Source organism: Vibrio sp. M60_M70, assembly GCF_037162085.1.
Classification (GTDB): Bacteria; Pseudomonadota; Gammaproteobacteria; order Enterobacterales; family Vibrionaceae; genus Vibrio; species Vibrio diabolicus.
In genome coordinates, this window is the sequence record NZ_JARLUL010000001.1 from 2,361,393 (window position 1) to 2,381,832 (window position 20,440).

Genomic DNA, 20,440 nt, shown 5'->3' on the forward strand with positions numbered 1-20,440 from the left:
GAATCCTACGCTAGGCCAACTTCCACCAACATGCGTTCAGCAATGCGGTCAAGCGGTAAATCTTCTGAAGAAATGCCTGCTTTAGCAACAGCTTGGGGCATACCATAAACAACACAACTTTCTTCATCTTGAGCCCAAATAGTTGAGCCTGCAGACTTCAACATACGAGCGCCTTCACGACCGTCTGCACCCATGCCAGTCAGCACTAAAGAGAGTACTTTGTCACCGTATACTTTGGCTGCAGAACCAAAAGTCACATCCACACATGGTTTGTAGTTCATGCGGTCGCCGCCATCAATGATACGAAGACGAGCAGCCCCCGCTCGACCATCCACCATCATTTGCTTACCACCTGGAGCAAGGTATGCCACACCAGGCTGTAAGACATCGCCGTCTTGGGCTTCTTTCACTTGAATCTTACACAAGGTATTCAAACGGCTGGCAAATGCAGCAGTAAAGGTTGCTGGCATATGTTGGATCAACACGATCGGATGCGGGTAGTTCATCGGTAAACGCGTCAGAATTTTTTGCAAAGCAACCGGACCACCAGTCGACGTGCCAATTGCGGTCAGTTGATACTTCTTACCAGAGGCTCGGAACTTTGCCGCAGCCGGTCGAGCAGGAGCTGGAGTCGCTGGCGAAGCCGTTCTTGAACCTAGTGGACGAGCTGCCGCATTGGTACTCGCAGCAGCACGAGTGATTGGTCGACGCATAAAAGCGCGCTTCGAAGCAATCTGAATAACACGTTGCTGAAGCAGTGACACCGCTTCTTCGCGGTTACGTGCGATGTCTTCAAACTTTTTCGGTAAGAAATCCAATGCGCCCGCATCAAGCGCATCAAGCGTGGCTTTCGCCCCGTCATGAGTCAGGGACGAAAACATTAGGATTGGCGTTGGAGCCGCTGCCATGATTTCACGTACAGCGGTAATGCCATCCATCACTGGCATTTCAATATCCATCGTGATGACGTCCGGTTTAAGAGATTTGGCTTTCTCAACCGCCTCTCTGCCATTTACCGCAACGTCAATCACTTCTAGGCGCGATTCTGAGTTGATGATTTCGCTCACGCGACGTCGAAAAAAACTCGAATCATCAACGACTAGTACTTTAATCGCCATCTTATTCCTTTTAATAACGTCAGCTTTGCTTAAAGGCGTGAAGCCGCAGCATATCGCTTAAGTAAATCAGGCACATCTAGAATTAATGCAATATGGCCATCGCTAGTGATTGTTGCACCAGCCATGCCCGGAGTGCCTTGCAATAGATTATCGAGTGGCTTAATAACCACTTCTTCTTGACCAATAAGCGTATCCACAACAAAACCAACGCGCTGGTTACCGATCTGTACAATAACCACATGACCGTGACCAGTACGCTCTTCGACGTTTTGTGATTTGGATGCTAACCAGTTCTGTAGATAGAATAGCGGGATAGATTTTTCACGCACAATGATCGTCAACTGACCATCTACCACGTTTGTGCGACTCAGATCCAAGTGGAAGATTTCGCTCACCGAAGCCAGTGGTAGTGCAAACGGATGACCGCCAACACCAACCATCAGTGTTGGTAGGATCGCAAGCGTCAGTGGTACTTTGATGGTGATCTTAGTGCCTTTACCTAGCTCAGAATCGATATCGATTGAACCATTTAAGGTGTTGATCGCCGTCTTAACCACATCCATGCCAACGCCACGGCCAGAGATGTCAGAAATTTTATCTTTACTTGAGAAACCTGGCGCAAAGATAAGGTTGAAGCACTCTTTGTCTGTTAGACGGGCCGCCGCATCTTCGTCCATCATGCCGCGCTTAACCGCGATACCACGCAGTTTGTTCGGGTCCATACCGCCGCCATCATCTACGATGGATAGCTCAATGTGATCCCCTTCTTGTGATGCAGACAAAATCACTTTACCTGTGCGCGATTTACCTGCTTTCGCACGGTCGTCTGGCATTTCAATGCCGTGGTCAACCGAGTTACGAACCAAGTGAATCAATGGATCAGCCAATGCTTCTACAAGGTTTTTATCGAGGTCGGTTTCTTCACCGCGCATTTCCAGCACGATGTCTTTATTTAGGTTACGCGCCAAGTCACGGACAACGCGTGGGAAACGGCCAAATACTTTCTTGATTGGCTGCATACGCGTTTTCATTACCGCGCCTTGCAGATCCGCCGTTACGACATCAAGGTTGGCGACCGCTTTGGACATTTCTTCATTGTCACTGTTCAAACCAAGGCTTAATAGACGGTTTCGGACCAATACTAGCTCACCTACCATGTTCATGATGGTATCAAGCGTCGAGGTATCGACACGAACAGTTGCCTCGGCCTGAGGCTTTTTAACCGCTGGCGCTTTCGCCTCTTCTTTCACCGCGACAGGTTTAGATTCTGGTTTTGGTGCTGGAGCCGGAGTTGGCGCTGCTGGTGCTGGCTTAACCGCAGGCTCAGGTTTCGCAGGGCTTTCCTCTACGTTTGCTGATGCCGGCTTCGTTGCCATATCCAGTTCTTCCAGCGTAGGACCTTTGCCCGCACCATGTAGCTCGTCGAGTAACTTTTCGAACTCTTCGTCCGTCATTAAGTCACTATCTTGATTTGCTGACGATGCAACTGGCGCAGCTGGTTCTGCCGCTTTAGGAGGTTCTACTGGTGCAGATGCTGCAGCCTCTGCCGCTGATGGACTTTTGCCAACGCCGTGAAGTTCGTCAAGTAGACGCTCAAATTCATCGTCAGTGATATCGCCACTTTCAACTGATGGCGCACTTGATTGAGGGGCTCTGATGGCGTTGTTGGTGCCGCAGGTTCTGAAGCGCCTGGAGCTGAGCCTTTACCATGAAGCTCATCCAGCAGCTTTTCGAATTCGTCTTGGGTAATTTCATCAACAGAGCCGACACTTGACGCTGGCGCGGCAGGTTCTTCAATAACAGGCTCAGGAATGACAGGTTCAGGAGTAACCACTGGTTCTTCAACCACGGTTGCAGCGACTTCATCTTCTGATTCAGGTTTACATAGACGATGAAGTTCTTCAAGAAGGGCAGGATCCGCAGCTTCCAATGGCTCACGATCTTGAACAGCTTGGAATTGGGTATTGACCGTATCCAACGCTTTTAGCATCGTATCCATTAAGTTTTGCGTAACCGTGCGTTGGCCGTTTCGTAAAACGTCGAACACGTTCTCCGCACCATGACAAGTATCGACTAGCTCTGCCAAAGACAGGAAGCCAGCACCGCCTTTTACGGTGTGAAACCCGCGGAAAATTGCATTAAGTAAGTCTTTGTCTTCTGGGTTATTTTCCAATTCAACCAACTGCTCAGAAAGCAGTTCGAGAATTTCCCCAGCCTCAATGAGAAAGTCCTGAAGAATATCTTCGTCTAAATCGTAGCTCATACGTTACCTTTAAAATCCAAGACTGGACAACAAGTCATCGACTTCGTCCTGCGATGAAACCGCATCTTCTCTCAGTTCTGGATGAAGAATCGGGCCTTCGGCTTCGCTTGTTTGTGTATTCTTTTTATCTGCCGGTTCTGACAAAACTTGAATGTGTTCTTCAGGTTTATTTCCAGAGAATACGGTTAGGATTTCCACTAAGCGGCCTTCTACTTCATTTACCAACGTAATTACGCGGCGAATAATTTGGCCAGTTAGGTCTTGGAAGTCTTGCGCCATGAGAATTTCGGTCAATTGACCACGCAACTCAGTGCTGTCACCTTCGACTTGAACTAATAGCTCGTCGATTCGGTGACAAAGTGCTTTGAATTCGCTTAATTCGATGCGCCCGTGCATGAGTTCATTCCATTGAGGACGAACTTTCTGAAGGCAATCATGCAGGTTGTCAGCGATAGGAAGGCAGCAGTCGACTGCATCCATCGTTTTGTTGGCTGCTAGCTCTGTCTTCTCGATCACATAATTAAGACGATCCCTTGCGTTAGGGATTTCGTCTTTCGCAATTTCGGTCATGCGCTGATCGAGACTGAACTGCTTGAGTGATTCGTGAAGGTCTCGAGTTAAGGCTCCAATTTCTTGCAGCATTGGATTCTCGGCACCTTCGTAGATCGAGGCAACAAGCATATTGGCTTGGTCTTGTTCCCCGTTTTCTAGCATTTGAACGAGTGACTTCGCCTGCTCTAGTGAGATCATTCTGAATAGACCCTTTTACGTTTAGTTCTTCTTATCACTTTAAAAACGCTAAACGAGTCATTTAATAGGTATTTAATAATTGGTATGAATGACTCGAATAACAAAGAGAAAAAGAGAGAGTTATAAACGCTCGAAAATTTTATCTAATTTTTCTTTTAATGTTGCAGCAGTAAATGGCTTAACAATGTAGCCGTTTACGCCTGCTTGAGCAGCTTCAATGATCTGCTCACGCTTCGCTTCAGCCGTGATCATTAGAACTGGCAAATGCTTAAGTTCTGCATCCGCGCGGATGTGTTTAAGCAAATCGATGCCTTGCATACCTGGCATGTTCCAGTCAGTTACAACAAAATCGAAGTCACCTTTTTTCAGCATTGGTAATGCGGTTAAACCATCGTCCGCTTCTTGAGTGTTATTGAAACCCAAGTCACGAAGCAGGTTTTTAACAATACGGCGCATTGTTGAGAAATCATCAACAATAAGGATCTTCATGTTTTTATTCAAAATTGCCTCCACTGAATCGTAAAATCAGTGTTTTTAGTCATTTTGTGTCCACGCACTGAGCTTGGTGCGCAAACGTTGCATCGCTTGACTCAGTATTTGACTTACGCGAGATTCGCTTACGCCTAACACATCGCCAATTTCTTTCAAATTGAGTTCTTCATCATAATAAAGCGAAAGTACCAAAGCTTCACGCTCTGGAAGCTGTTTTATTGATTCAACCAGTGCTTTTCGAAATGATTCATCGGCAACCCCTTTGAACGGGTTACTGTCATCAGTTTCATCTGCAGGTGAAATCACATCATCAGAAACGCCTAAATCTTCAATACCGACTAATTTTGAGCAGTTGATATCGGTCAGAGCACTATGATATTGATCCAGTGTCATACCGAGATGCGTGGCTACTTCAGAATCAGTAGGATCTCGATTTAATTCGCCTTCCAGCTCCGCAATCGCTTGGTTAATCTCTCGATTATTTTTATGAACAGAACGCGGTACCCAATCGCCTTTGCGCATGTCATCTAACATTGCACCGCGAATACGGATACCTGCATAAGTTTCAAAGCTCGCACCTTTAGAACCATCATAATTCTGCTGAGCTTCGATAAGACCGATCATGCCGGCCTGAATTAAATCCTCTACCTGAACACTCGGCGGTAAACGGCCTAATAGGTGGTGAGCAATGCGCTTAACCAACACTGAGTAGCGCTCTATAAACGCTTGCTGGCTATTAAACTTGCCATGTTGGTCATAGGTTATCGCTTTATTCACCAAAAGGGTCCTCTGCGAATTCGGTACGATTTAGCAACCTTTCCACAAAAAATTCCAAGTGTCCACTTGGTGTTTTCGGTAGTGGCCACGTTAACGCTTTGTTTGCTAGTGAGCTGATAGCTAAAGCGGCAGGTGAGCGAGGGAACGCATCAACGACAATTTTTTGTCTTTTTACAGCCTGTCGTACTTTATCATCTAATGGAATACATGCTACGAGTTCAAGGCTGACATTCAAGAATCGCTCTGTGACTAGCGTCAACTTTGCAAACAATTCTCGCCCTTCACGGTAGCTTCTGACCATATTTGCTACAACTTTAAAGCGTTGGACCTGGTGTTCTTTACTTAACAGCTTAATTAACGCATATGCATCTGTGATTGAAGTTGGTTCATCACACACAACCACAACGACGTCTTGAGCTGCTCGCGAAAAACTGATTACCATGTCAGAAATGCCTGCGGCGGTATCTATCAGCAGGACGTCCATTTCGTCTTCAAGACTACCAAATGCTCGAATGAGTCCAGCATGTTGAGCGTGAGAAAGCTCAGTCATGCTCTGTGTGCCAGAAGTTGCAGGGATTATCTTTATACCATAAGGCCCTTCGACAATCGCATCTTTTAGCTCACATTCACCCGCTAAGACATGTCCTAGATTACGTTTTGCACGAATTCCGAGCATCACGTCCACATTGGCCAGACCTAAATCAGCGTCGAGAACCATCACCTTCTTGCCTTGGCGAGCCATACAAATCGCCAGACCCAGTGTTACGTTTGATTTCCCCACACCACCTTTGCCGCCAGTAACAGCAATCACTTTGGTCAACGATGGTTGTGTTAAGCGACGGAGGCCGCTTGCTTGATCGTGTATCATATTCTCAGTCATAGTAGTCCGCCGCCTTAGAGTCCTTCACTGTCACTGTTCCAAAAGTGAGGTTCGTTCTCTGTCGACTTCTCTAACAGTTCATTTGCTTTCGCAAGCATATATTTTGGTTGCGCTATCACAATGTCTTCTGGCACGCGCTGACCATTAGCGATGTAAGCCACTGGCATTGCGTTTTGAATCACTACACTGATGAATTCGCCTAGACTTAATGACTCATCAAGCTTCGTCATAATACAACCCGAAAGTGGTATGCGTCGGAAGTGATCCAGCGTTTCTTGTAGAACGCGACGTTGTGCGGTAGCTGGCAAAACAAGGTAGCTGTGAATCACTTCTCCGCTCTCTTGCATTAGAGTATCGAGCTGCTCAGAAAGCCTGACATCTCGTTGCCCCATCCCTGCCGTATCGACCAAAATCAGTCTTCTGTTTCTTAGCTGATATATAACATCGGCTAACTCGTTAGAATCTTTAGCAACTCTTACGGGACAACCCATGATTCTTCCGTAAATTGAGAGCTGCTCATGTGCACCTATGCGATATGTATCTGTTGTCACAAGAGCTACATTGTCGGCACCGTATTCCATGGCGGCACGTGCTGCGAGCTTCGCAACGGTGGTTGTTTTCCCCACCCCCGTCGGACCTAACAGTGCGACCACACCACCACGTTTTAAAATGTCCTGTTTAGGAATATTGATTTGATCCGCCACCAGCGACAATAACGCTTTCCACGCTCGCGCTGGTTTTGTATCTTCCGGGATATAGCACGCCATTTGGTCTGCTAACTCCGGAGAAACGCCCATACGCTCTAAGCGCTTAATCAGCATTGCTCTGAGCGGCTCACGACGTTCCACTTCCTGCCACATTAGGCCAGAGACTTGATGCTCTAGAAGACGACGAATTGACGTCATCTCTTCGCGCATACTCTCCAGCTCATCTGCAGACTCTTCTCGCTCATCACTTGGACGGCGGCGATCATAGCGTGTCGGATCCAACTTCGGCGTTGGACGCTCAAATCGATTATCTTGTGCGATTAACTTCGCCAAAGGTGAATCTGGTTGATATGGCGCTGGCTTTTCTTGGTTGTAGCCGTCGCGATGCTTATTCTGGCGTTGCAATAAAGCAGAGAGCGAATCTTCATTTTCCGCTACATGATCGTCAGCATCTGCTGCACCACCACTATATTGCTTAAGCATGTTAGCGAATCGCTGCGTCATCGAGCCTGTTTTTTCGTTGTTACTGTTATTACTGTTCAGGCTAATTTTATCTTCATCTAAATGACGATCTTGATAACGATCTGTAGAAGACGATGACATTTGACGATGTTCGTTATAGCGATTCGATTGAGAAGCACCGCGATTTTGTTGTGACGCTGCGCTTGCTTGAGACGGGTTAGATTCACTATCTATCGCCGCAACAATCGCCACCCCACCAGCCACTTTCTTGTTTGACATGATCACCGCTTCCGCGCCTAACTCCTCTTTCACTTGGAGCAGCGCCGTTCTCATGTCTTTGGCAAAAAATCGCTTTATTTTCAAACTATGAATCCATTAATGATGCGTGAGATCAGTTACCCACGGCTTGCACAATTCTGATCTGTTTTTCATCCGGGATTTCTTGGTAAGACAGTACCCGGAGATTAGGTATTGTGTTCTTCACAAATTTCGCCAACGTCGAGCGTAATACACCGGAAGTAAGCAGAACGGCAGGTTCGCCTTTCAATTCTTGTTCCTGTGTCGCTTGGCTTAGTGAAGACTGCAATCGTTCAGCGAGCCCCGGTTCAATCCCCGCGGATTCGCCTCCTGATGCTTGCATAGTTTGATGCAATATTTGTTCCAGTTCAGGTATCAAAGTAATCACTGGCAGCTCAGGCTCTATACCATTGATTTCTTGAACAATTAGACGTTTCAGACTAATTCGAACTGCTGCCGTCAATATGTCAGCTTCTTGACTCTTACTTGAGTACTCAGCCAAAGTTTGAACAATCGTGCGAATATCGCGGATTGGAATGGCCTCGTTTAACAAGTTTTGTAGGACTTTCACCACCACACCTAAAGGCAACTGATCAGGAACAAAGTTCTCAACCAACTTAGGCGCGCTGCGTCCTAACATTTCTAATAAATTCTCTACTTCTTCATGACCAATCAACTGCGATGCGTTATTAGTCAATAACTGGCTCAGGTGCGTCGCTAATACTGTCGATGAGTCAACAACCGTATACCCTAGCGCCTGAGCATGCTCACGCTGATCTTCGCGAATCCATACGGCTTCCAGTCCAAATGCAGGGTCAATGGTTGGCTCGCCATCAATCATGCCATACACCTGACCTGGGTTAATCGCTAGCTCCTGATCCGGACGAATCTCAGCTTCGCCCACCGCAACCCCCATTAATGTGATTCGATAGCTGTTTGGCGTCAGTTCAAGGTTGTCACGTATGTGAACCGCAGGGATTAAGAACCCAAAATCTTGCGATAGCTTTTTACGCACACCTTTTACGCGCTCTAACAGTTCTCCACCTTGGTCTCGGTCCACTAGCGGAATCAAGCGGTAACCCACTTCTAGGCCAATAATATCGACTGGCTGGACGTCGTCCCAAGATAGTTCGCGTTGTGATGAAGGCTCTGCACCTTCGTCGGCTTTCGCTGGTAAAGCCGGTTCTTTCGCTTTCTGCTTTTGGCGTTTATCGATGAAATACGCCGCCGCGCCAGCCGCGACCGCCAGACTCAAAAACGCAAAGTGTGGCATGCCCGGTACGATGCCCATCACACCGAGAATAGCTGCGGTAATCATCAGTGCTTTTGGGTTGTCGAACATCTGGAAGACCAGCTGTTCACCCATGTCTTCATCGGTGTTTTGACGTGTCACCATCATCGCCGCTGCAATCGACAGCAATAGCGATGGAATCTGTGCAACTAGGCCGTCACCAATAGTCAGCAAAGTATAGATTTCAATTGCCTCACCGAAACCCAATCCATACTGCGCCATACCGATCGACAGACCGCCGATGATGTTGATAAACAGAATCAAAATACCGGCAATCGCGTCACCTTTTACGAACTTCGAGGCACCATCCATCGAGCCGTAGAAATCCGCTTCTTTGGTCACTTCAAAACGACGAACTCTTGCCTGTTCTTGGTCTATCAATCCGGCATTTAAGTCCGCATCAATCGCCATCTGCTTACCTGGCAACGCATCAAGGGTGAAGCGAGCACTTACCTCAGAGATACGACCTGCACCTTTGGTCACCACCATAAAGTTGATGATCATTAAGATAAGGAAAACCACTAAGCCGACCGCGTAGTTACCACCAATAACGACATTACCAAACGCTTCAATTACGTTACCTGCTGCGTTGCCGCCTTCATGACCATGCAGTAAGACGACACGTGTCGAGGCAACGTTCAGCGCTAAACGCAACAAAGTCGCGATCAGCAGTACCGTCGGAAAAGCGGCGAAGTCCAACGGACGACGTGTGTAAACGGTCACTAACAACACCACCATCGACAACGCGATGTTAAAGGTGAAGAACATATCCAGCAAAAAGGCTGGAATAGGCAGGACCACCATCGCTAAGGTGGCCAAAACCATCACCGGTGCGCCAATAGCTGGCATTTCACGCTGAGGGATTCGTGGCAATTTATCTGCAAATGGCAGGCTTAACTTCATACTACGAGAGATCTCAATCGATTGAAGCGTCACGTTAGCTCTTACTATTAATACGCGACCGCTTTGGCCTAAAAGTTTAGGTATGGTTGATAATTAAGGCGTTTTAAGCAAGCTATGTACCATAATTAACGCCAAAATAATGACTAAACACTCAAGTAGAGCTTAATATCTGATTCAATTAGCCTTTTTAGAATTAGGCTTCTTTTAGCATTAGTGCCGGTGTTCTGGCGGGATTGGCAAATCGTAATCCTGAATTTTGGGGCGCTGACCACCTCGCTTTCGGTATTGCTTCAACTGGAATACAAATGCCAAAACCTGAGCCACCGCAGTAAACAATCCATCGGGGATCTCTTGTTCTAGCTCGGTAGTATGGTACAGCGCACGAGCAAGTGGCGGAGCAGGTACAATTGTGATGTCATGCTCTCGGGCGACTTCTCGAATCTTCATTGCCATGTGATCGGTGCCTTTAGCGATCACTACCGGCGCACGGTCTGTCTTCTGTTTATAACGAAGCGCAACCGAAAAGTGCTCTGGGTTGGTAACAATAACATCAGCCTGAGGAACATCTGCCATCATACGACGTTGAGCCGCTTCTCTTTGCAGCATACGAATGCGTCCTTTGACCTCTGGCTTACCCTCGGTTTCTTTATATTCGTCTTTGACTTCTTGCTTGGTCATTTTTAACTGATCGGCGTGCTGCCAGATTTGAAATGGAATATCGATGGCAACCACGATCAACAGTGAACAGCTGATCAACAAGATAAAGTTCAGCAGAATATCTAAAGCATGGAAGATGTTTTGCGGATACACATCCATACTTAATTGAATCAGATCCGCCTGCGATGCTTGGATCAAATAGATCGCGACACCAGTAACCAAAACCACTTTAAGTATTGATTTGATCAACTCTACCCAGCTTTGCATTCCCACCATCCGCTTTAAACCGCTAAGCGGATTCATTTTCGACAGCTTTGGCATGGCCGCTTGAGCAGAAAAACTGATTCCTCCCACACCCGCAGCACCAATCATGGCGGCAGTAAACAACGTAGCTAGCACCAAAAATAGAGGGAACAACAAATCGGTCATCGCCCCTAAAGCAATGTCAAATAGCTTTGCCGTATCAAAAATCTCTTCTCGTTGAAGATCAAATAAACGGCTCATGATGGAAAACAGTGAGCGTGCTAACGCCTCGCCAAACCACATCAGTGAAATGGCGCCAACGATCAGTACAGATGCTGATGCAAGTTCTTTAGACCGAGCAACCTGCCCCTTTTCTCTGGCTTGTTGTAACCGTCGGGGCGTGGCTTCTTCGGTGCGTTCCTGACCGTCTGATTCTGCCAATTCTTAGCACTCCAAGCGAATGAGTCGACAAATCTGCGCCTCACCCACTGTCCAGAACATTTCATAATGACTATAAAGGCCAGCCAATATGTACCAACAAAGTAATAGGCCCACCATCAAAGCAAAAGCAAAACCAAGCGAGAAGATATTCAGCTGTGGTGCGGCACGGGTCATTACACCAAACGACAAGTTAATGGTAAGTAGTGCAATAATGCCAGATAGAGACATACTCAGTGCCGTTTGGAACATAATACCAAGCCAGCCTGCCATTTCACGGAAATCAACCGCGTTGAGCGAGCCAGAGCCAATCGGCAGTGTTTTAAAGCTGAACACGACCAGTTGCAGCATTTTCAAGTGCCCATCGGTGGCAAGGAAAAACATTGTCGTCAAAAACATGAATAGCTGACCAAGCAATGGCGTGTTCTGACCATTTGCGGGATCAACCATAGAAGCGAAACCCAAACTTGATTGCATACCCAATATTTGTCCCAACAAGACAAAGGTTTGAATCATAAATTGAGTGACCATGCCCATCGCAATACCGATGATCATTTGCTCGGCAATGGTCATAAAACCCCGAAACGAGAGCAACTCAATGTCTTGAGGCACTGCAGGGATCGCTGGCATGACTGCAAAAGTGATGGCTAACCCGAGGTAAAGGCGGATTCGTGGTGAGACAAATCGAGCCCCAGTTACCGTCATCACCATCAGCATGGAAGAGATACGAACGTAGGGCCAGAAATAGTTTGCGATCCAATCTAAGACAACGCTAGTGGGGTACTCCATAGGCGCCTCTAATAAAGCACCTGAGGTAAGCGCTCAATCAAGCCATAGAAATATTCCATCAACATTTGCGTCATCCAGTGACCAAATAGCATTAGAGCCAAAAGCGTGACAATCAAACGCGGCAAGAAGCTCAATGTTTGTTCGTTGATGGAAGTCGCAGCTTGGAAAATCGCAACAATAAGGCCGATAAGCAAACTTGGGATGATAATGGCGCAGACCATGATAAGCACCATCCAAAGTGCTTCACGGAAAAGCTCGACAAACATTTCTGGTGTCATGTCTTATCCTCTATCTGCACTTATCTAAAGGGCAAAACTGCCCGCGAGTGTCGAAAGTATCAAGTTCCAACCATCGACCAATACGAACAGCATCAACTTGAACGGCAACGAAACAATCATTGGTGACAACATCATCATACCCATTGCCATCAGTACCGACGCTACCACGAGGTCAATAATCAAAAACGGCAAGAAGAGCATAAAACCAATTTGGAATGCAGTTTTTAACTCCGAGGTGATGAAAGCCGGAATCAACACCGCCATCGACACATCTTCTGGATTCTCAACTTGCTCTCCTGACATGGTTACGAACGTCTCCAAATCTTTGATTCGGGTTTGTTTAAGCATGAACGCTTTCATTGGTGCTTGTGCAGCATCAAACGCTTCTCTCGCAGTGACTTGCTCATTCAAATAAGGCTGAACGGCTTTATCGTTGATTTCGTTCAGGACGGGAGACATAACAAAGAAGGTCAAAAACAGCGCTATACCAATGATGACCTGATTAGACGGCGTTTGTTGCAAACCCATTGCCTGACGCAATATCGACATCACCACCACAATTCGAGTAAACGACGTCATTAGAATCACCATAGCAGGCAAGAAGCCAAGCATGGTCATTAACGCTAAAATTTGCAGTGTAACCGAGTAATCTTCACTGCCATCTGGGTTTGTGGTCATGGTAAACGCAGGGATGCCACCACCACTAGAAACGGACATAGCACGACTGGCGCCAGTATCACTTTGCATCGCCTGAACAGTGACGCTACTTCCATCAGCCAAGTTGTCAGGCAGAGCAGACTCCTCTGCCTCAGCAAACGAAAATGAAGAAAACAGCACGCCGACGAAAAGCAACAACGTGCTCAGGAGCAAACGAATCGGGTTACCCTTTGTCATGTTTTTTGATCAGTTGGCTAAATTGAGTCGCAAAAGCATTGGTCGCCAACTCTTCCTCTTTCAGTGGCTTATCTAACTTGGCTAACGTTTGGATTGATTGGCTGGTAATTCCAACCAAAAACTGCTCTTCACCCACTTGAACTACGGCGATTCTTTCTTTGGTGCCCACTGGCAACTGACTCACAATACGCAAGCCTTTTTGTTGTCCCATCGCAGGCACTTGCATACGTTTAAGTAGCCAAGCCAACAAAAGAATCACGCCGATCACAAGCACAAGCGAGCCCAGTGTCGTCGCAAGATCCAGATTATTTGGTGCGGCAGCAAATGCATAAGGAGCACTCAGCATTAAGCTCAGTGCTCCAGTGATTTGCGTCAATCGCGTTTTGATTGAGCGGCTCATCTTAACGTAGCTTCTTAATTCGTTCAGTTTGGCTGATCACATCCGTCAAACGGATACCAAACTTATCGTTCACGACCACGACTTCGCCATGTGCAATCAGTGTACCGTTGACTAATACGTCCAATGACTCGCCCGCTAGACGATCCAACTCAACAACCGAACCTTGGTTCAACTGCAATAAGTTCCGAATGCTGATTTGTGAACGACCGACTTCCATCGAAATCGTCACCGGAATATCCATGATGGTGTCGAGTTTACGGCGCTCATCTTCGGTAATTGGGCTTGAAGTGTCTTTTAGCTCTTCCAGTGGTGCGGCCAATACTTCATCTACGTCAACAGAAGGTGCAGACGGGTCTTCGCCAAGAGCGGCTGCCCATTCATCTGCTAGCTTTTGATCGTCACTTGGTTCCATTTTTCTATCCTGTGTTAAGCCTTATTTAATGCCAAAGCATGTCTGTTCAATAAGGTATCTTAATCGTCTATATCGTCTTCATTCTCAAGCTCAGACATGATGTCTTTGCCCAAGAAAGCTAAATCTGTTTTGACTACATGTGGGCGCTCAATTTCCTCAGAAATTTGCACCGCTAATTTGTCTTCCGAACGGCCCATTTTTACGCGGTAGGTCGGCAGGTCTTCCACAAACATTGTCGCATGTTCTGGCATTTCAATCGGGATGATGTCACCCGGTTGCAATTCCATGAGGTCACGCAAAGAGATGTCTTTTTCAAGCAAGTTAACGCGGAAGTTAACCGGACAATCCATAATCTCTTCACGTAATGCTGAGCTCCAACGGACGTCTGTCTCCATCTTGTCGGACTGAACACCTGCATCCAACAGTTCACGGATCGGCTCAACCATGGAGTAAGGCATAACGACATGAAAATCGCCGCCGCCACCATCGACCTCAATGTGGAAAGAACTCACGACAATCACTTCTGTCGGGCTGACAATGTTAGCCATACTTGGGTTTACTTCAGAGTCGAGATATTCGAACTCCACCCCCATCACTGGCGACCACGCTTCTTTGTAGTCTTCAAATACAATCTTCAGCAGCAGCTGAATGATGCGGCGTTCCGTTGGGGTAAATTCGCGCCCTTCGATTTTGGCATGGAATCGCCCATCCCCACCAAAGAAGTTTTCTACCAGAATAAAGACTAAGCGAGCCTCCATGGTGATCAACGCTGTACCTTTTAACGGACGAAAACGCACCATGTTCAAACTGGTTGGCACGTACAATGTGTTTTGGTATTCGCCAAACTTCATCATCTGCACGCCATTGATCGACACTTCTGCCGTTTTACGCAGCATATTAAACAGACTAATACGCATGTGTCGTGCAAAGCGCTCGTTGATAAGTTCGAGCGTCGGCATTCGACCACGTACAATCCTGTCTTGCGACGAGAAATCAAAATTGACGGCACCTTCGTTGTCGTTTTCTATCGGTTCATCGACGTCATCAACATCGTCAACCCCGTGCAATAGCGCATCAATTTCGTCTTGGCTTAATAGATCGGTCACGTTTTACCTATTGAATAACAAAATCTGTAAACAGTACTTTTTCAATCACTGGCTTACCGACCGCAGCGTTTAGCGCTGCTTTGATATCTTCGGAAGCACGATCGCGCAATTCCACTCGTCCCGTTGGAGAACGCAACTGATCAACCGTCGCCGAAGCAAACGTTGATAACAAAGAGCTCTCAATCAGTGGCGAATGGTACCGCGCCAACTCTTCATTCTCTGCGCCGCGAACCATTAACTGCGCTTTAATTTGTACCAGTCTGTCGCGACGGTCCCCAGTAACGTTAAATACAAATGCCTGAGGAAGATTCACGTAGGCAATGGGCGAGGCATCAGATGCCTTCGCTTGAACCTGTTGAGACGCTTCAGCCTGAGCTGGTTCATCAGAGCCCATGAGAAAGAACGCTGCAGCACCACCGCCAAGTAGCAATACCACAACAGCGATTATGATGATAAGTAACTTACCTTTTCCTTTCGGCGCATCGGCCCCTTGTAGCTGTTCTTCTGCCATTGTTGTCTCTTATTGTTCTTTTAGGTTACCGAGATGCCTAAGGAAGTCGTTTGGTAACCTTGTATTATTGCCTTTAAACGGCCTGTTATGCGTAAAAGCTAATTCCATCACGCTTTGAAGCCACATTCAAATCCAGATTGACGTCAGCATCAAAGCTCTCTTCTGATTGTCCAGAAAAACCGCTGCCTTGAGCGCTTTGACCATGTTGCTCAGCAGTATACCTACCTTGCTGCTGCCCGCTGTTTTGTTGCTGAACAGAAGAATCAGCCAATTGCATGCCCTGCTGCGCCAACATCTCTCTCAAGCGAGGAAGCGTCTGTTCAATGATGTCACGCGCTTGCGGGTTGTTCACCGTAAAATGCACATTAGCTACATCGTTGTTCATCGTCATACGAATTTGCATACGACCTAATTCTGGTGGATCAAGACGAATATCGAGGTTTTTTAGGTTCTTCGACATCATCATTTGCACTTTTTCCGCCACTTGCTCATTGGCTAGCTCTTTGGTCAGTTGCAACGGAAGCTGAGCTTGCTGCGCGGCATCAATACGCGCTTGTTGCTGCACGTTTGTTCCTTGTTGACCCGCCATCGCCTGAAGCTGCCCTGCTAAACCATGTTGAAGTTCTGGTTTATCTTGCTTATCCGCTGTCGCTTTAAGTGCACCAGCAGCCAATGCGGCATTCACAAATTTCTGGTTAATCTCTCCATCCTTCACGCCTTGAAGCGCAGTCGGCAAATGAGCTGCGGCCAACGCATCTGGCATCGGAGATACTGCGACTTTATCTGCACTCTGAACAGCTTGCGGCTGAGCTGATTGAGTCGCCAAATGAAGGGCTTGCTGAGACATCCCCATAGGCGCAGCCTGACGAGCCAAATGATGTTGTACTTGCTGCTCTGCAAGAACCTGTTTAACGTCAGTAGGAAGCGCAACAAACTGGGCAAGATCTTGCTCAGGAATATCGGCAATGACCGTCCCTTTTTTCAACCCTTCTATGATCTCTGTTTCTTGCTGAGTCAGTGGTTTTCCCTGCGCCAGTTTGGTATCTATGAGTTCGAGTTCATCCAAGGAAACATGCTGAAGCGCATCAATTTTAGAGCCATCCAACCCCACCTCCAGTGGCGATAGTTCACCGGCAACCTCATCACTGACCATGCTCATCTCGGTTGGGTGACTGACTTGTTTAGCCAGACCTTGCCAAGTAGCAAACTCAGACGAGAGCTTATCGACATCGATAGGTTGACCATGCTTATCTAAAATTGGCTCTAAGCCTTGTTCCGCCATTGCCTGCACTTGTTCAAGCGATTGAGCTGATGGCATGTCATTCAAAGCAAGTTCATCAATGTCTGTTGTTTGCTCGTTAAACGAGTGCTCTAAACCCGCTCGTTGAGGCAAAACTTTGCCACTATCGATGGATGCATTATTCGCTTTCAAGGTTTGATTCGCTTGTTCAATACGACCAAGCAGCTGTTGTCCTTCACCCATCGCGCTTTTTGCGCCATTAGCAGCTGAAGGGGCGCTCGAGAGTGAACCTACTTTCTCAGTGACATCAGCATCATTTTGCGAGTGCGCGCCTTGTTTGGCTTCCAGTAGGCTTACTTCATCACTTTGAATGGTGTTCGCATGCTCTGTCAGCATGTCGCCAGAGCGGCTTTGCTCTTGAATAGCAGTGTCTTGGCTTTCTTGCGCCAGAAACTCTTCGGCGTCGTTACTACTCGCTTGAGCCACGTCTGTGACCGCTTCTTGGCTATCAGCTTTGCCAGACGAAAGCGTGTTAATCTCGGCACTGTTTTGTTCTTCACCGTTTAGTGATTTCGTTGCTACTTTTTCTGACTTTTGTGAACCTGAAAACGCATCCGTCAAGGTTTCTAAAAATCCCTTGTTCTCCGCATTTTCTGTAGGTGCTTGTGCGGCAGAGTCAGACACTGACGTCTTGCTCGTCGCAGAAACATTGGACAAATTCACATTCATATAGAAATTCTCATTATCAGCAGCTTCGAGCGCTAGGCCGCTGCTAAATTGCACACGGTGGCAAATTTAGGTTATTGGGGTGATCATCTACAAAGATATTTGCAAAAATTACGCCAATAACAAGCTCATTGCTGCAGTGACAAAACGAGTGTCATAAGTGGAAGCAACATCAACTTTTAAACATTAAAAAGGCTTCGCTCGACGGCTGTAAAGCAACGTTGAAAACTCGTCCATTTGCTTTTGTTCTCGTTTGGCTTCAGCAAGCTGTTTCTCTTTCTCACGCTTTTCGATCATCCACTCATAGGATTTGCGTTCTTTGCGTACTGTTAACCAGTATTCTTGACAGTTTTCTACCTGTTCTTTGAAATGACTTTCTGCTTGTTTCTGCTTAGATAACGTTTCGTCTAGCTGAGTGAGAAAGCGATTTAAATGCCCATATTCGCTTGCCGTTAAGCCAGCCTGCCCACGGTCGATAAGCTGTTGGCAATAATCAAGGCGATACTTTTCGATTTGCTCAACCTGACGGTAATAATCTTCAAGTTCAGAGCGCGCTTTGTTCAGCGCAAGTACGGCTTGATCTTCACGCTCTTTAGTCTGCTCAAGTAGGAACTCCATCGCATTGTTCATGCGCTATCACCCGCCCAAAATGTTTCTAAGCATGTTGACGCACATATCGTATGGCACCGATTCTTTCATGCTCTGCTGTAAGTATTCGTCTAACTTTGGCTTCAATGTAAACGCGCCATCGATAGCAGGATCGGTGCCCGGTTTGTACGCCCCAATCGAGACCAAATCTTGGTTCTTGCGGCAAATCGACAAGACCTGACGTACCGCTTTCGACATCAGAACATGTTCTTCAGTGGTGATTTGCGGCATAACACGGCTAACCGACTTTTCGACGTCAATCGCAGGATAATGGCCTGCATCCGCCATTTCACGGGACAGCACAATGTGACCATCAAGAATTGCCCGCGATGCATCCGCAATCGGGTCTTGTAAATCATCGCCCTCGGTCAACACGGTAAAGAACGCCGTAATTGAGCCTTGTTCGGCGCTTCCGTTACCCGCACGCTCAACCAAAGCAGGTAGCTTGGCGAACACAGATGGCGGATAGCCTTTTGTCGCTGGCGGCTCACCAACAGAAAGGGCGATTTCACGCTGTGCTTGCGCAAAACGCGTCAAGGAATCCATCAATAACAGAACGTCCAAACCTTGATCGCGAAAGTACTCTGCAATGGTTAAGGCGGTTTGACAGCCTTTCAAACGCATCAATGGTGAAGCATCGGCAGGCGCAGCCACCACGACAGAGCGACGTCGTCCATCCTCACCTAAAATCTCTTCGATAAACTCTTTAACTTCGCGTCCACGCTCACCTATCAGACCGACCACAACAACTTGTGCGGTTGTACCTCGCGTCATCATGCCAAGCGTGACCGATTTACCCACACCAGAGCCGGCAAACAGACCGATACGCTGACCTTTACCAACCGTCAATAATCCGTTAATCGCTTTCAAGCCCACATCAAGTGGCTCTGAAATTGGCTTTCGAGCCAGCGGGTTGATTGGCTCAGCATTAAAAGAGGCGCGATGATCGGTATACAACGGGCCAAGTCCATCAAGCGGATTACCAACCCCGTCAATCACTCGACCAAGTAACTCCATGCCAACAGGCAAGCCAGCGTCACTGGTTAATGGCGTCACTCTAGCGCCAGGCAAAATGCCCGTAATTTGCTCGCTTGGCATCAAAAATAGGTTATCACCTGAAAAACCGACGACCTCGGCTTCCATCTGACCGGACATGGTTTCCACTAAGCATAAACTGCCAATTGGCGCGCGACAGCCTGTCGCTTCCAACGTTAACCCAACCACTCGAACCAGTTTGCCAGAGGCAACTGGGCGCGTCGTTAAGCCTTCAACTTTGTAGTTTCTTAAACGGTCAGCCAATGCTTGCATGGATTACTCACCCTCTTGATGACGGTTTGCACCACAAAAACTGTGCAACACGCTTTTGACGCGCTCTTCCATACGGTAGTTAATGCTTGATTCACCCGCTTCAATTTGGACGTCGCCTCGATTGAGTGATGGCTCAGCAACCAACGTCCAGTTGCGGCAATCAAGGTCTTCTTCGCCGTAAGCTGAGCGAATAATCGCAACGTCTTCTGGATTCAGGTGCAAGGTAATGGGATGACCTGATATTGGCAGCGCTTCAACCGACTGCTTAACCGTGTCCAAAATAATCTGAGGGTTGGTTTGTACTTCGACATGCACGACTTCTTTAACTAAACAGAGCACCATGTCCACCAGTTGCTTTTCAACCTGAGCATTCATTAGCTCTAACGGCTGAGCAAACTGATTCGCTAAGTTCATAAAGGTTTCGACTTGCTGCTGAATATATTCTTGACCTGCGGTCACGCCTTCGGCTTTTCCAAGCTCCAGCCCTTCAGTATGGCCCGCTTGCAGGCCTTCTTCTTTGCCTTTGTCGTAACCTTGCTTAAAGCCTGCTTCTTGACCTTGATACAAACCTTCCTGATAAGCGCCTTGCTTGATCAGCTCTATCTGCTCTTCGGTTAGCTCAAGTGCTTGCTCTTCTTCTGGCTCTTCAAGATTCGGTACCCAACCCGGGTCATAGTTAAACGCGGTTTGTTTTGCTTGCTTGGCTTTGGGCTCGCCGTAATCAGGCAACCCCCAACGTTGTGGTTCGATCATCGAATCATCTTCATCAGGACGGATAAATCCACGTTTTCTTTCGCCAGCCATGGGTTACCTATTATGTATTCGATTAAGAAGTGAGGGCGCTCCGCAA

19 protein-coding genes and 1 pseudogene are annotated in these 20,440 nt (G+C 47.3%); all 20 read right to left on the minus strand.

Annotated features, from left to right (window positions below; all coding sequences use genetic code 11):
• Window positions 1–5 precede the first annotated feature (5 nt).
• Window positions 6–1,118, minus strand: a complete 1,113-nt coding sequence (locus tag P4S59_RS10940) for a protein-glutamate methylesterase/protein-glutamine glutaminase (RefSeq protein WP_109169796.1) — start codon at window positions 1,116–1,118, stop codon at window positions 6–8.
• Window positions 1,119–1,147: 29 nt separating this feature from the next.
• A pseudogene (locus P4S59_RS10945) lies at window positions 1,148–3,381 on the minus strand (chemotaxis protein CheW).
• A 9-nt stretch (window positions 3,382–3,390) separates the two neighbouring features.
• On the minus strand, window positions 3,391–4,131 hold the full coding sequence (locus P4S59_RS10950) for a protein phosphatase CheZ (protein ID WP_006741709.1): 741 nt from the start codon (window positions 4,129–4,131) through the stop codon (window positions 3,391–3,393).
• A 120-nt stretch (window positions 4,132–4,251) separates the two neighbouring features.
• Complete coding sequence (gene cheY / locus P4S59_RS10955) at window positions 4,252–4,620, minus strand: chemotaxis response regulator CheY (RefSeq protein ID WP_017635949.1); 369 nt, start codon at window positions 4,618–4,620, stop codon at window positions 4,252–4,254.
• 45 nt (window positions 4,621–4,665) lie between these two features.
• Window positions 4,666–5,400 (minus strand): RNA polymerase sigma factor FliA, encoded by a 735-nt coding sequence (locus P4S59_RS10960; RefSeq protein ID WP_048625854.1) that lies wholly within the window; start codon window positions 5,398–5,400, stop codon window positions 4,666–4,668.
• Entirely contained in the window at window positions 5,393–6,280 is an 888-nt protein-coding gene (locus tag P4S59_RS10965; RefSeq protein ID WP_005380498.1) for a MinD/ParA family protein, read from the minus strand. Before P4S59_RS10965 ends, P4S59_RS10960 begins: the two co-directional genes overlap by 8 nt.
• A gap of 14 nt (window positions 6,281–6,294) precedes the next feature.
• Complete coding sequence (flhF, locus tag P4S59_RS10970; RefSeq protein ID WP_150919218.1) at window positions 6,295–7,812, minus strand: flagellar biosynthesis protein FlhF; 1,518 nt, start codon at window positions 7,810–7,812, stop codon at window positions 6,295–6,297.
• A gap of 28 nt (window positions 7,813–7,840) precedes the next feature.
• Complete coding sequence (gene flhA / locus P4S59_RS10975; protein WP_041853026.1) at window positions 7,841–9,940, minus strand: flagellar biosynthesis protein FlhA; 2,100 nt, start codon at window positions 9,938–9,940, stop codon at window positions 7,841–7,843.
• A gap of 210 nt (window positions 9,941–10,150) precedes the next feature.
• The gene (flhB, locus tag P4S59_RS10980) at window positions 10,151–11,281 is read right to left on the minus strand and encodes a flagellar biosynthesis protein FlhB (RefSeq protein ID WP_006741705.1); all 1,131 of its coding nucleotides are present in this window, start codon (window positions 11,279–11,281) and stop codon (window positions 10,151–10,153) included.
• A gap of 3 nt (window positions 11,282–11,284) precedes the next feature.
• Window positions 11,285–12,067 (minus strand): flagellar biosynthetic protein FliR, encoded by a 783-nt coding sequence (gene fliR, locus P4S59_RS10985; RefSeq protein WP_005384463.1) that lies wholly within the window; start codon window positions 12,065–12,067, stop codon window positions 11,285–11,287.
• An 8-nt stretch (window positions 12,068–12,075) separates the two neighbouring features.
• Entirely contained in the window at window positions 12,076–12,345 is a 270-nt protein-coding gene (gene fliQ, locus P4S59_RS10990; protein WP_012841532.1) for a flagellar biosynthesis protein FliQ, read from the minus strand.
• Window positions 12,346–12,369: 24 nt separating this feature from the next.
• Window positions 12,370–13,239 (minus strand): flagellar type III secretion system pore protein FliP, encoded by an 870-nt coding sequence (fliP, locus tag P4S59_RS10995; protein ID WP_006741704.1) that lies wholly within the window; start codon window positions 13,237–13,239, stop codon window positions 12,370–12,372.
• The gene (gene fliO, locus P4S59_RS11000; RefSeq protein ID WP_046875540.1) at window positions 13,226–13,639 is read right to left on the minus strand and encodes a flagellar biosynthetic protein FliO; all 414 of its coding nucleotides are present in this window, start codon (window positions 13,637–13,639) and stop codon (window positions 13,226–13,228) included. Before fliO ends, fliP begins: the two co-directional genes overlap by 14 nt.
• Before the next feature lies 1 nt (window position 13,640).
• On the minus strand, window positions 13,641–14,051 hold the full coding sequence (gene fliN, locus P4S59_RS11005; protein WP_012841530.1) for a flagellar motor switch protein FliN: 411 nt from the start codon (window positions 14,049–14,051) through the stop codon (window positions 13,641–13,643).
• 59 nt (window positions 14,052–14,110) lie between these two features.
• Window positions 14,111–15,157 (minus strand): flagellar motor switch protein FliM, encoded by a 1,047-nt coding sequence (gene fliM, locus P4S59_RS11010; protein ID WP_006741703.1) that lies wholly within the window; start codon window positions 15,155–15,157, stop codon window positions 14,111–14,113.
• A 7-nt stretch (window positions 15,158–15,164) separates the two neighbouring features.
• Window positions 15,165–15,668 (minus strand): flagellar basal body-associated protein FliL, encoded by a 504-nt coding sequence (fliL, locus tag P4S59_RS11015; RefSeq protein WP_012841529.1) that lies wholly within the window; start codon window positions 15,666–15,668, stop codon window positions 15,165–15,167.
• Between the two features lie 85 nt (window positions 15,669–15,753).
• Window positions 15,754–17,637 (minus strand): flagellar hook-length control protein FliK, encoded by a 1,884-nt coding sequence (locus P4S59_RS11020; protein ID WP_337168403.1) that lies wholly within the window; start codon window positions 17,635–17,637, stop codon window positions 15,754–15,756.
• 183 nt (window positions 17,638–17,820) lie between these two features.
• Entirely contained in the window at window positions 17,821–18,264 is a 444-nt protein-coding gene (fliJ, locus tag P4S59_RS11025; protein ID WP_012841527.1) for a flagellar export protein FliJ, read from the minus strand.
• Between the two features lie 6 nt (window positions 18,265–18,270).
• Window positions 18,271–19,590 (minus strand): flagellar protein export ATPase FliI, encoded by a 1,320-nt coding sequence (fliI, locus tag P4S59_RS11030; protein ID WP_006741701.1) that lies wholly within the window; start codon window positions 19,588–19,590, stop codon window positions 18,271–18,273.
• 3 nt (window positions 19,591–19,593) lie between these two features.
• Window positions 19,594–20,394 carry a flagellar assembly protein FliH gene (gene fliH / locus P4S59_RS11035; RefSeq protein ID WP_109169799.1) on the minus strand — a complete coding sequence of 267 codons (801 nt, stop codon included), beginning with the start codon at window positions 20,392–20,394 and terminating at the stop codon, window positions 19,594–19,596.
• Window positions 20,395–20,440 lie beyond the last annotated feature (46 nt).